Source organism: Streptomyces sp. NPDC002809, from assembly GCF_040295435.1.
In the GTDB taxonomy this organism is placed as follows: domain Bacteria; phylum Actinomycetota; class Actinomycetes; order Streptomycetales; family Streptomycetaceae; genus Streptomyces.
In genome coordinates, this window is record NZ_JBEOVJ010000042.1 from 53,648 (window position 1) to 65,758 (window position 12,111).

A 12,111-nucleotide genomic window follows, 5' to 3' on the forward strand; every position below is an offset into this window, starting at 1 on the left:
CACAGCGCTCCCGGCCCATCGGCCGGGGCCCGATGAGAGGACCGCACGATGACCGCTTACGACGACGCCGTCCAGCGCTACTTCGCCGCCTGGAACGCCGCCACCCCCGAGGACCTGGAGAAGGCCGTCGCCGCAGCCTTCACCGAGGACGCCACGTACACCGACCCGCTGGCAGACGTGCGGGGACACGAGGCCCTGGCTGCCGCGATCAGCGGCGCTCAGCAGCAGTTCCCCGGGTTCGCGTTCCGGCCGGCCGGGGCGGTGGACGGGCACCACGCCCTCGCCCGCTTCGGCTGGGAGCTGGTGGCGGCGGCCGACGGCTCGGCGCCCGTCGCCGGTTCGGACGTGATCACTCTCGCCGACGACGGGCGGATCAGCTCGGTCAGCGGCTTCCTGGACCGCGTGCCGGTGTCCTGAACTGTCCGACCGGGCGCGAACGGCGGCGCAGCGCCGGGTCGGTGAGTTCTGCCGGGTGGTAACCGGCGTCACGGGACGAGAGGTTGGTACCGGGCGGGACGATCTTGTCGATCCGGTCGAGGACGTCCTGGCTCAGCCGTACCCGGTCCGCGCCGAGCTGACTCGTCAGCTGCTCCAGGGTCCGCGGGCCGATGATCGCGGAGGTGACCGCCGGGTGCTCCAGTACGAAGGCGAGGGCCAGTTGGACGAGGGTGAGCCCTGCCTCGTCGGCCAGCTGGGCGAGCGCCTCGGCGGCGTCGAGCTTGGCGGTGTTCTCCGTGGAGGCGATGTCGAAACGGCCGGCCTGCCGCTCGGCCCGGCTGGATTCGGGCTGGTCGGCGCCCTTGCGGTAGCGGCCGGAGAGCCAGCCGCCTGCCAGGGGGCTCCAGGAGAGAACCGCTAGACCGTACCGCTGGGCCGTGGGCAGCATCTCGCGCTCGATGCCGCGGGCCAGCAGTGAGTACGGAGGCTGCTCGGCGACGACGCGTTCGCGGCCGCGGCGCTCCGCGATCCACTGGCCCTCGACGATGGCGGAGGGTTCGAAGGTCGACGTGCCGATGTAGCGGATCTTCCCCTGGTGGACCAGGTCGGAGAGGGCGCCGAGGGTCTCGTCGAAGTCGGTGCCGGGCTCCGGGCGGTGCACCTGGTAGAGGTCGATCCAGTCGGTGCCGAGCCGGCGGAGACTGTTCTCCACCTCCCGGATGATCCAACGGCGGGAGTTTCCCTGCTCATTGGGGTCGGTTCCGAGGCTGCCGTGGAACTTGGTGGCGAGCACGACGTCGTCGCGGCGGCCACCGGCCAGGGCCTTGCCAACGATGGTCTCCGACTCACCTGCGGAGTAGACGTCGGCGGTGTCGACGAAGTTGATGCCGGAGTCCAGGGCCTGGTGGATGATCCGGATGCTGTCGTCGTGGTCCGGGTTGCCCCGGGCTCCGAACATCATGGTGCCCAGGCACAGGGGGCTGACCTTGACGCCCGTGCGGCCGAAATCGCGGTACTCCGTCATCGTGCGTTCTCCTTGACGAGTTCACTGACATTCAGGTGGTCGACCGGTGTCGCCCGGCCGGTCTCCCGGAAGGCGTCCCACAGCCGCCGGTACGGGCCGTGGGCTGCGAGCAGTTCGGTGTGGGTGCCGGTCTCGACGACGGTTCCCGCATCGAGTACCACCACCCGGTCGGCGCGGACCGCCGTGGTGAGCCGGTGGGCGACGACGACGGTGGTACGGCGGCGGGCCAGCACCTCCGTCGCCGCGGCCACCCTGCGCTCGGTGGCCAGGTCGAGCGAGGCGGTCGCCTCGTCGAGCAACAGGACGTCCGGGTCGACGAGTTCGGCCCGGGCCAGGGCGATGAGCTGGCGCTGCCCGGCGGAGAGGTTCCGGCCCCGCTCCCCCACCGGCTGGAGGTAGCCGAGCCGCAGTCCGGCGACCATCTCGTGCGCCCCGACCGCGCGCGCCGCCAGCTCCACCTCGGTGTCGGTGGCGTCGGGGCGTCCGTAGGCGATGGCGTCGCGGACGGTGCCGCTGAACAGATGTGCCTCCTGCGGGACCACTCCCAGCCGTCGGCGGAAGCCGGGCAGGTCGAGCTCGCGCAGATCGTGCCCGTCCACCCGGACCGCCCCGGAGGAGGGGTCGTAGAAGCGGGCGAGGAGCTTCACGACGGTGGACTTCCCCGCCCCGGTCGCACCGACCAGGGCGACGGTCTCGCCCGGTGCGATACGCAGGGAGACCCCGTGCAGGACCTCCTGGCCGCCGCCGCCCGCGTACCCGAAGGAGACCGAGTCGAACTCCACCTCTCCGCGCAACGCCGGCACCGGCCGGGCGTCCTTCGCGGGCGGGGTGCCCGTGGGGGTGCGCATCAGGCCGCGGAGCCGGCCGAGGCCGACGACGGCCTGCTGATAGCCGTCGAAGACCTGCGAGAGCTGTTGGATCGGTGAGAAGAACAGTTCGACGTAGAGGAGGAACGCGATGAGTGTGCCCGCGCTCAGCTCGCCCGAGCGGACCTGTCCTGCGCCGGCGGTGAGCACGGCTGCCGAGGAGAGTGTGCCGAGGAACTCGACGAACGGGAAGAACGTGCCCATGTAGCGCTGGGCGCGCAGCCGGGAGTCCCGGAAGGACCACGCGAGTTCGGCGAAGTCGGCGGCGTTGCGGCCCTCGCGGCGGAAGGCCTGGGTGACACGGATCGCGGTGACGTTCTCCTGGAGGCAGGCGTTGACCGCGCTGATCCGTTCCCGGGCCTCGCGATAGGCGGGGACGGAGTAGTGGCGGAAGACCACGGTGGCCAGGATCAGCAGCGGCAGCGCGGCGAGCAGGACGAGGGCCAGTTCCGCGTCGATCACCAGCAGGGTGACCAGGACGCCGACGACCGTCAGCAGACTGACCACGGCAGTGATCAGACCGGTCTGGAGGAAGTTCGACAGGGCGTCGACGTCGGTCGTCATCCGGGTCATGATCCGGCCGCCGAGCTCGCGCTCGTAGTAGTCGAGGCCCAGCCGCTGGAGCTGGGCGAACGTCTTCACCCGCAGGGTGTAGAGGAGCCGTTCACCGGTGCGTCCGGTGGTACGGACCTGGGCCACTCCGATCAGCCAGTTCGCGGCGACCACCAGGGCCGCGGCCGCTGCCGCGGCGAGCAGGACGTGCCCGGCGTGGTGGGCCACGCCCCGGTCGACGCCGTGGCGGACGAGGACCGGCACGGTGATCTGCGCGCCGGCATCGAGCGCGACGAGCAGCAGGCCGAGGAGGAGGGGCAGCCGGAAGGGCCGGAGCAGGGCGGCGAGGCCGAAGTCTGCCTCGGCGGCGACGGCCCGGTCGGTGGGCACCTGGGGGTCGGCCGCGGGCAGCGGGAGTCTGGCCAGTCCGGCGATGAGTTCGGGGCTCGGCGGTGCCGAGCCGAGCACCCCGCCACCGGGGCCGGCGCGTCCCGGGCCCGAGGTGGCCGCGGCCTCGGCCAGCGCCTGGGCGGCCCGCACCGCGGTCCCCTCCAGCTGTTCGTCGCCGCTCCCCTCGGGACGCAGCCACAGGTGCGGGGTGGGGCAGCCGGTGGCTGTGTCCGGGGCCGGGGCCGGGGACGTGTTGTCGTCGGGGCTGTCGTCCGTCGACAGGAGTTCGCGGAACAGGGCGGACCGGGACAGGAGTTCGTCCGGTGTGCCGGTGTCGGTGACGCGGCCGCCGTCGAGGATCGCGACGCGGTCGGCGAGGTCGAGCGTCGATCTGCGGTGCGCGACGATCAGTGTCGTGCGGCGCCGGTCGTCCTCCCGGAGCCGGTGGTGGATCTCCGCCTCCACCCGGGCGTCGATGGCCGAGGTGGCGTCGTCCAGGACGAGGACGGCCGGGCCGCCCATCAGGGCGCGGGCGAGTGCCATGCGCTGGCGCTGGCCGCCGGAGAGGGTGAAGCCCTGTTCGCCGACGACGGTGTCGTACCCCCGGGGAAGCCGTTCGATGAACTCGTCGGCGCAGGCGATCCGGGCCGCAGCGCGGATCTGCGCGTCGGTGGCGTCCGGCACTCCGTAGGCGATGTTGGCGCGCACGGTGTCGGAGAGCAGGAGGCTCTCCTCGAAGACGTAGCCGATCCGGGAGCGGAGAGAGGCGAGGGCGAGATCGCGGACGTCGTGGCCGCCCACCCGTACCGATCCGGACGGTACGTCGTAGAAGCGGGGCAGCAGGGCCGCCGCGGTGGACTTGCCCGAGCCGGCCGGGCCGATCAGGGCGAGGGTCTCACCGGGGCGGATGTCGAGGGTGAAGCCGTTCAGGAGCGGGGCGCCTTCGCCGTATCCGAAGGTGACGCCGTGCCAGCCGATGGCCGGGGGTTCGTCCGGCAGTTGCCGGGCGCGGGGGGCGTCGGTGATGACCGGCGCCTCGTCGACGACCTCCAGCACGCGTTCCGCGCCGGCCCGTGCCTGCTGCCAGACGGTGAGCAGCGTCGCCACCTGGCGGACGGGGGTGACGAAGGAGCCTAGGTAGGTGGTGAACGCGAGGAAGGTGCCGAGGGAGATCCGGCCGTGCAGGGCCATCCAGCCGCCGAGGGCGAGTACGGCGACCTGGCCGAGTGCGGGGACCGCCTGGAGCGCCGGGTTGTAGCGGCTGGTGAAGCGGACGACGCGCAGCCGGGAGGCGAACAGGTGGCGGGCGCGCTGTTCGAGTCCGGCGAGTTCGCGCTGCTCCTGGCCGAAGCCCTTGACCACGCGGACGCCGGTGACGGTCGCCTCGACGGTGGAGGCGACTTCCGCGGCCTCCTGCTGGGCGTGCCAGTTGGCGGGGAAGAGGTCGCGGCGGCTGCGCAGGGCGATCAGCCAGAGCAGCGGGCCGACGACCAGCGCCACGACGGTCAGCAGCGGTGACAGCACCGCCATGAAGACCAGCGAGAACAGGAACATCAGCGCGTTGCCGGTGAGGTTGGGCAGGAACTGCAGCAGGGTCTGGATGAGGGTGATGTCGGAGATGGACCGGCTGACCACCTGTCCGGTGCGCAGATCGTCCTGCTGGGCGCCGCCGAGCCGGAGCAGCGCGGCGAAGGCGTCGTTGCGCAGGTCGTACTGCACCCCGAGGGAGAGCCGGCCCGAGCGGTAGCGGCGGGTGAAACTCGCACCGAAGCGGACGGCGCCGAGTGCGGCGAGCAGGACGGTCCAGGGCACGAGCGAGGCGGTGGTGCCGGCCGCCACCCCGTCCACCACGTGCCGCAGCACGAGGGGCAGGGTGGCGGTGGCGACGGCGGCGAGGACGGCGGCACCGAAGGCCATGAGCAGATCGGTACGGTGCCGCAGGCAGTAGCCCAGCAGCCGCCGGGCCCAGCCGGGCGGCTGCCGGTGCGTACCGGTTTCCGGGTTCGGACAGTCCGTCACCGGGCCTCCGCCAGACCGATGCCGAAGTGGCCCTCGCTGCGGTCGACGGTCTCGAAGAGCCGGTTGGCGGGCCGCGGCAGCCCGTAATGCCCGCGCAGGGTGCTCGCGGTGTACTCGGTGCGGAACAGGCCGCGTTCCTGGAGGATCGGCACCACCCGGTCGACGAAGACCTCCAGGCCGGAGGGGAGGACGGCGGGCATGATGTTGAAGCCGTCGGCGGCCCCGCCGTCGTACCACTGCTCGATGGTGTCGGCGACCTGCTCGGCGGTGCCGGCGAAGGTGCGGTGGCCGCGGCCGCCACCGAGCCGCGCGATGAGCCGGCGCACGGTCAGGCGCTCGCGCCTGGCGAGCTCCACGATGAGCGTGTACCGGCTCTTGGCGCCCTCGATCTCGTCCTCGGTCGGGATGTCCTCGGGGAGCTCCGCGTCGAGGTCGAGGTCGTCGGGGGCGATCTTCAGCCGCTGGGCGAGCTGCCGCTTGGCGTACTCGGGGACGATGAGGCCCTCCAGCTCGGCGTCGAGCGCCAGCGCCTCGGCCTCGGTGTCACCGATGACGGGCACGATGCCGGGGAGGATCTTGATGCCGTCCGGGTTGCGGCCGATGGCCTCGGCGCGCTGCTTCACGTCCTTGTAGAAGGCGATGCCTTCCTCCAGGGTCTGCTGGGCGGTGAACACCGCCTCCGCGTACCGGGCCGCGAAGTCCTTGCCGTCCTCGCTCGAACCGGCCTGTACGAGCAACGGATACCCCTGCGGGGGGCGTTGTACGTTCAGCGGCCCGTCGACACGGAAGAACTCGCCGTTGTGCTCGATCCTCCGGACCCGGTCGGCCAGGGCGTGGACGCCCCGTTCCTTGTCGGCGATCACCGCGTCGTCCGCCCAGCTGTCCCAGAGCTTGGTGGACACCTCGACGAACTCACCGGCGCGCCGGTAGCGCTCGTGGTGCAGCGGGGTGTCGTCGAGGCCGAAGTTGCGGGCCGCGTCGGCGCCCGCGGTGGTGACGATGTTCCAGCCGGCCCGGCCCCCCGAGACATGGTCCAGCGAGGCGAACCGGCGGGCCAGGTTGTACGGCTCGTTGTAGCTCGTCGACGCGGTGGCGATGAGGCCGATGCGCTCGGTGGCCCCGGCGAGCGCGGTGAGCAGGACGGTGGGCTCCAGCTTGGCGGCGGGCCGGCGTCCGGGATCGCCCATCAGGACGGGGCTGTCGGCGAGGAACAGCGAGTCCAGCCTGCCGCGTTCGGCGATCCTGGCGAGGTTCTTGTAGTGCTCGATGTCGGAGTTGGCCTCGGCCGGGCTCCCGGGCAGCCGCCAGGACGCCTCGTGATGGCCGGTGGACATGAGGAACGCGTTGAGGTGCAGCTGCTTGCGTTCAGGCGTGCGGGCCATGGGTTTCCTTCTTCTCGGAAAGGGTCGGGGTCCGCGCCACACCGAGAGCGGTGAGCAGGGTGTCGCGGTACTCCTGGAAGCGGGGGTCGCGGCGGGAGCGCGGGGTGGGCAGGTCGACGGTGAGGTCGACGGAGATCCGGCCGTCCTCCAGGACCAGCACCCGGTCGGCGAGTTCCACGGCCTCGTCTACGTCGTGCGTGACGAGCAGGACCGCGGGGCGGTGGCGCTCGTAGAGTTCGCGCAGCAGGTCGTGCATCTTGATCCGGGTCAGCGCGTCCAGGGCGCCGAACGGCTCGTCAGCCAGCAGGAGTTCGGGCTCACGGACCAGGGCTCGGGCCAGCGCGGCTCGCTGCTGCTCACCGCCGGACAGCTCGTGCGGCCAGGACCGGTCGCGGCCCTCCAGACCGACTTCGGCCAATGCGACGAGGCCGCGTTCACGGGCCCCCGGGCCCCGCAGGCCGAGGGTCACGTTGTCGATGATCCGGAGCCAGGGCAGCAGCCGGGAGTCCTGGAAGGAGAGCGACACCCGGTCGGGGACGGTGAGTTCGCCGGAGCCCTCGACGGTGTGGTCGAGGCGGGCGACGGCCCGCAGCAGGGTGGACTTGCCGGAGCCGCTGCGGCCGAGGAGTGCGGTGAACTCGCCCGGCGCGACGGTGAGATCGAGCTCCTTGAGCACGTCGCGGTCACCGAAGCGGCGGACCAGGCTCCGGGTACGGATGGCGGGGCGTTCCGCGACGGCTGTCGTCCCGGTCTCCTCGCGGGGGGCGGTCAGCCCGCCAGAGTGCGTCGCCATGACAGGACCTTCCTCTCGACGGCGCGTACCGCCGCGTCCGATGCGAAGCCGAAGATCCCGTAGGCCACCAGGCCCACGATGATCACGTCGGACTGGGCGTACTGCTGGGCCTGGAACATCATGTAGCCGATGCCGCTGGTGGCGTTGATCTGCTCGACGACGATCAGTCCGAGCCAGGACGCGGTGACGCCGAGGCGCAGCCCGACGAAGAAGCCGGGCAGCGAACCGGGCACGACGACCTTGCGGATGAACTGCGCGCGGCTCAGGTCGAGCCCCTCGGCGAGCTCGACGTACCTGCTGTCGATGCCGGTCAGCGAGGCGTACGTGTTGATGTACATGTTCACCGCGACACCGAGCGCGATGACGGTGACCTTCATCTGTTCGCCGATGCCGAGCCAGAGGATCAGCAGCGGGAGCATGGCCAGTGAGGGGATGGCGCGCTTGATCTGGAGCGGCCCGTCCAGCAGGTACTCGCCGGTGCGGCTGAGTCCGGCGGCGACGGCGAGGAGGACCCCGGCGGTCACCCCGAAGAACAGGCCGAGGCCGGCGCGCTGGAGCGAGATGAGGACGTTGTCCTGGAGCCGGCCGCTGGAGAGGAGGTCGGATGCCGTGGACAGGACCGTGCCGGGTCCGGACAGGATCCGCGGGTCGAGGTAGCCGATGGCCGAGGCGAACCACCACAGGGCGATGACCAGCACCGGGCCGATCAGCCGCCCGAAGGGAACGGCACGTCCGGGACCGAGCCGCCGGCGGGGCGTGCGAGCCGAGGGCGCTGCCGACTTCGTCTCGCGCGTCCGCCCGCCGGCCGGTTCCCCGGCCGTCTTCAGTGGCACGGCGGCCGTACTCGCACGGCCTGCGGTGCGGGTGTTCGTCAGCAGCTCGGTCATGACGTCTCCCGGTACTGGGCGGCCACGGCCTTGGCCGCGATCCCCTCGAAGCGGCGGTCGAACAGCTCGGCGGCGTCCTGCTCCGGCACGAAGCCGCCCTCGGCCAGCAGGTCCGCGGTCTCCTGCTCCCACGCGATCGCCTTGTCCCAGCTGACCGGGAACTGCGGCTTGCGGAGCGAGGCGACGATGCGCTTGCCGTCCTCGCGGGAGACGCCCTGGTCCTTGACGTAGTACGTGTCGATCCACTCGTCGCCGTTCTCCCAGGCCCAGGTGAGGCCGCGGGCCCACAGCGGGATGAAACTGCGGACGGCGGCCACCTTGGCCCGGTCGTTCAGCACCTCGTTGGGCGCCCAGAGCACCGAGAGCAGATCCACGACGTCGGTCTTCACCCCGCGCGCCCCGTCCTTCCCGTACTGGGTGAGGTACTTGGTGAAGGTCGGCTCGCCCAGCGGGGCCACGTCGACCTGCTTGGACTGCAGGGCGGTGAGGAACTGCGTACTGGGCAGGGCGACCAGCTCGACGTCCTTGTTGGCGATGCCCGCCTGCTTCAGGGCGCGCAGGACGACGACACCCTGCGCCTGGCCCTGGGAGAAGCCGATCTTCTTCCCGCGGAAGTCGGCCACGGACCTGATGTCCGAGCCGGGTGCGGTCGCGAAGACGTACGAGGGATGGTTCCGCACCTGCACGGCGACGATCTTCGCGCCGACACCGATGGCGTGGGCCTGGATCGGCGGAATTCCGGCATTGACCGCGAGATCGATGGAATGGGCCCGGAATCCCTGGATGATATCGGGGCCCGCACTCAGATTGGGCCACTGCGAAACAGTGAAAGGAAGGTCCTTCTGCAATCCGGCGGGGACCAGCTGGAGTTGTGTGGACCGGACGGCTATGGAGAGTTTCGTCCCCGGCGGCGGAGCCCCCGAGGGGAGTTTCCCTGCGGGCTCGGCGCTTGCCGCTGTTTCGACCTGGGGCGAGCAGGCGGCGAGGGTGCCGATGACCGCTCCGCCGGCGAGGGCGAGAAACGACCTGCGGCCGACGGTCCTGTATGTGTCGTGCCTGTACGCGTCGTGGCGTGCCATGGTGATTTCCTGATCCGTAGTCGTTCGGAGTGGGCCGGCTGTCAGAGGGAGTGGTAGGCGCCGTCGTGGAAGAGCAGCGGGCTGCGTCCCTCGTCGAGCCGCGCGTCCACCACCCGGGCGATGACGATGCGGTGGTCGCCGGCCGGGACGATCTGCTCGGTCTCCAGTCGCAGCCAGCCGGCCACCCCGTCGAGCACCGGCTCCCCCTCCGGCAGGCGGCGCCAGCGGGTGGGGGCGGCGAACCGGTCGATGCCGCTGGTGGCGAAGGTGGTGGCCAGGGACTGCTGTTCGGCGCCGAGGAAGTTCACGACGGCGGTTTCGGCCCGTTCGATGTGCGGCCAGGAAGAGGTGCCGGTCCCGATACCGAACGACACCAGCGGCGGGTCGAGCGAGAGGGAACTGAGCGAGGTCGCGGTGAAGCCGATGGGGCCGTGGCCGGCATCGGCGGTGACGACCACCACTCCGGCGGGGTAGCGGCGGAACGCCTGCTTGAACCGGTCCGGGGCGATTCCCTTCGCGGTGGGCGCGGCGGGCGCGGCGGGCGCGGCGGGCGCGGCGGGCGCGGCGGGCGCGGCGGGCGCGGCGGGCGCGGCGGGCGCGGCGGGCGCGGCGGGCGCCAGGTATGAGGGCGCGGTGACAGTCAACGTCTCTCCCATGATGGAAAGTCGGAAGAAATGGGCAGGGAAATGCGGTGGGCAGGCAGAAGGCACGACAGAGCAGGGCGGTGCGCACGGCGGAGCAGAGCTCTCGCCGGAATTCAGCGGAGGGTTATCGGGGACCCGGACAGGGGCGACAACACAGGCACCGGGCAGTGACACGGGCCGGGGCAGCCGGGCGGAAGGTGCGCGTCACCGAGGACGCGTTCCCTGAATTCCGCTGTCGGCTGGTCATGAATCCATCATCCCGTTCGGCTTTGCGCCCGGTCAACAATGCAACTGCCTGAATTAAGTCGGATACCTGGCGGCCGCGGGAGGTGATGGTGCTTCAGGAGGCCGCGGGCAGCGCCGGCCAGGGACCGAGCGGGTCCACGTACAGCGCACCGAGCGCCACCGCGCCACCCGCGGTGGCCAGGACGGAGCCGGTGAAGCTGCTCGGCACCACGGCCCGCTCCGGGTCGTCACAGACTCCGGAACGCTCCGCCACCTCCGCCCGCAGATCGGCCAGACACTCCGGGATCCGGCCCGCCCCCGGCTCGACGACGACGAGCACCTCGGGGTCGAACATGTCCAACAGGAGAGCCGCAGCCCGGCCGACCAGCCGCGCCCGCCTGCGGAACAGCGCCACCGCCCGCGCGTCACCGCCCAGAGCCTGTTCCAGGAGCTGCGGGAACGAGTTGACGACCAGCCCCTGCACGGCGGCGCGCCGCACCATGGCGCGCTCCGACACCTCCGACTGGAGGCAGCCGGTCCGCCCGCAGGAGCAGGGCTCCGCGCCAGCCGTGCCACCGGCGCCGAGCGGCAGATGCGCCACGCTTCCGGCCCCCGAGCGCGGCCCCCGGTGCATGGCCCCCTCGGTGGCGAAGGCCGCGTCGACGACCGCGCCGACGAACAGCAGGACGGTGCTGTTCCGGGTCGACTCCTCGCCGAACAGCTGCTCCGCCCGGGCCAGCGCACGGGAGTGGCTGTCCACGTGGACCGGCAGCCCGGTCGCGGCGGAGAGGATGTCGCGGGCCGGCACATCGCGCCAGCCGAGCTGGGGGTGTTCAACGACGACCCCGGTCACGGGGTCGACGCGGTGCCCGGTGGCCAGGCCCAGGGCGAGCACGGTGCGCCCGTCGGCGTGCTCGGCCACCAACCGGGGCAGTCGGGCCGCGAGTTCGGTGAGCATGCGGCGGGGTTCGGTGGTTCGGTGCGGCTGCCGCTCCTCCGCGACGATCCGGCCCCGCAGATCCATCAGGGAGACGGTGGAGTGGGCGACGGCGATGTGGGCCCCGGCCACCAGATAGCGGCCCGTTTCGATCTCGACGGGGATGTGCGGCCGGCCGAGCCCCTTCGGGCCGACGGTCTCCGCGCTCTCCCGGACCAACCCGCGGGCGAGCAGCTGACCGACGTGCCCGCTGACCGAGGCGGGCGAGAGACCGGTGAGGCGGGCCACGGTGGAGCGGGCGACCGGGCCGTGGTCGAGGATCGCACCGAGCACGGATCCGGTGCCGGGGACGCGGCGGGCAGGTCCGGCGGAGGGTATGTCCGAGCGGAGCAGGGGGCTGGGGCGGCGGGCGGCCGCGGACAGACTCTTCACGTGTCTTCCAGGTCCTCGATGGCAGCGGGTGGCGCGGTGCGCGCTCCTCGAAGGAGGGCGTGGCAGACGCATGCTGACAATCGGTCAGCCAAGCGTTCTGCTTCTCCCGGTGGAGAGGAACACCCTGCGGGGATCCGGGGCCGCACCCGGGGGAATGCCCCGGCGGCCGGACGCGCGGGCGTCGTGCTCTCAGTCCTGATGACACGCGGCGGAGCACACACGCTTGAGGTCGACATGACCTCGCGTCGTCAGGTGTGTGGATCGCTGCATGTCGCGCAAGGTAGCGGGAACGACGCAACCCGGTCAAACCACTGCCCGCATCATGGACAGGGTGCGGCGGGCCGTCCCGGGGTGCCGGGACGGCCCGCGTACCCGCCCCCCGGCCACCGCGCGGGGGGGGGCGGGGGGGGGCGCGGGGGGGGGGGGGGGGAGCGCCGGGAGAA

The 12,111-nt window shown here is 72.0% G+C and carries 9 protein-coding genes; 1 reads left to right on the top strand and 8 read right to left on the bottom strand.

Features of this window, described 5'->3' with window-relative positions; translation table 11 throughout:
- Nucleotides 1-48 precede the first annotated feature (48 nt).
- Nucleotides 49-417 (top strand): nuclear transport factor 2 family protein, encoded by a 369-nt coding sequence (locus ABT025_RS23770; protein WP_350997916.1) that lies wholly within the window; start codon nt 49-51, stop codon nt 415-417.
- On the opposite strand, the gene ABT025_RS23775 is transcribed toward ABT025_RS23770, so the two are convergent.
- From ABT025_RS23775 to ABT025_RS23810, 8 genes are all read right to left on the bottom strand, one after another.
- On the bottom strand, nt 383-1,462 hold the full coding sequence (locus ABT025_RS23775) for an aldo/keto reductase (protein ID WP_350997919.1): 1,080 nt from the start codon (nt 1,460-1,462) through the stop codon (nt 383-385). The genes ABT025_RS23770 and ABT025_RS23775 overlap by 35 nt on opposite strands.
- Nucleotides 1,459-5,289: an ABC transporter ATP-binding protein gene (locus tag ABT025_RS23780; protein ID WP_350997921.1), complete on the bottom strand. Its 3,831-nt coding sequence runs from the start codon at nt 5,287-5,289 to the stop codon at nt 1,459-1,461. Before ABT025_RS23780 ends, ABT025_RS23775 begins: the two co-directional genes overlap by 4 nt.
- Entirely contained in the window at nt 5,286-6,671 is a 1,386-nt protein-coding gene (locus ABT025_RS23785; RefSeq protein ID WP_350997924.1) for an LLM class flavin-dependent oxidoreductase, read from the bottom strand. Before ABT025_RS23785 ends, ABT025_RS23780 begins: the two co-directional genes overlap by 4 nt.
- Nucleotides 6,655-7,464, bottom strand: a complete 810-nt coding sequence (locus ABT025_RS23790; protein ID WP_350997929.1) for an ABC transporter ATP-binding protein — start codon at nt 7,462-7,464, stop codon at nt 6,655-6,657. The genes ABT025_RS23785 and ABT025_RS23790 overlap by 17 nt, the downstream gene beginning before the upstream one ends.
- Nucleotides 7,440-8,351: an ABC transporter permease gene (locus ABT025_RS23795; protein WP_350997936.1), complete on the bottom strand. Its 912-nt coding sequence runs from the start codon at nt 8,349-8,351 to the stop codon at nt 7,440-7,442. Before ABT025_RS23795 ends, ABT025_RS23790 begins: the two co-directional genes overlap by 25 nt.
- Nucleotides 8,348-9,430 carry an ABC transporter substrate-binding protein gene (locus ABT025_RS23800; protein WP_350997939.1) on the bottom strand — a complete coding sequence of 361 codons (1,083 nt, stop codon included), beginning with the start codon at nt 9,428-9,430 and terminating at the stop codon, nt 8,348-8,350. The genes ABT025_RS23795 and ABT025_RS23800 overlap by 4 nt, the downstream gene beginning before the upstream one ends.
- 41 nt (nt 9,431-9,471) lie before the next feature.
- Nucleotides 9,472-10,086, bottom strand: coding sequence for a flavin reductase family protein (locus tag ABT025_RS23805; RefSeq protein ID WP_502972011.1), 615 nt, complete (start codon nt 10,084-10,086; stop codon nt 9,472-9,474).
- A 328-nt stretch (nt 10,087-10,414) separates the two neighbouring features.
- The gene (locus tag ABT025_RS23810) at nt 10,415-11,668 is read right to left on the bottom strand and encodes an ROK family transcriptional regulator (protein ID WP_350997942.1); all 1,254 of its coding nucleotides are present in this window, start codon (nt 11,666-11,668) and stop codon (nt 10,415-10,417) included.
- Between the last annotated feature and the right edge of the window lie 443 nt (nt 11,669-12,111).

What these genes read in the sequence shown, in the direction of transcription:
- ABT025_RS23800 (WP_350997939.1), bottom strand. Translation starts at nt 9,430, where the DNA reads ATGGCACGCCACGACGCGTACAGGCACGACACATACAGGACCGTCGGC.
- ABT025_RS23805 (WP_502972011.1), bottom strand. Translation starts at nt 10,086, where the DNA reads ATGGGAGAGACGTTGACTGTCACCGCGCCCTCATACCTGGCGCCCGCC.
- ABT025_RS23795 (WP_350997936.1), bottom strand. Translation starts at nt 8,351, where the DNA reads ATGACCGAGCTGCTGACGAACACCCGCACCGCAGGCCGTGCGAGTACG.
- ABT025_RS23790 (WP_350997929.1), bottom strand. Translation starts at nt 7,464, where the DNA reads ATGGCGACGCACTCTGGCGGGCTGACCGCCCCCCGCGAGGAGACCGGG.
- ABT025_RS23775 (WP_350997919.1), bottom strand. Translation starts at nt 1,462, where the DNA reads ATGACGGAGTACCGCGATTTCGGCCGCACGGGCGTCAAGGTCAGCCCC.
- ABT025_RS23770 (WP_350997916.1), top strand. Translation starts at nt 49, where the DNA reads ATGACCGCTTACGACGACGCCGTCCAGCGCTACTTCGCCGCCTGGAAC.
- ABT025_RS23785 (WP_350997924.1), bottom strand. Translation starts at nt 6,671, where the DNA reads ATGGCCCGCACGCCTGAACGCAAGCAGCTGCACCTCAACGCGTTCCTC.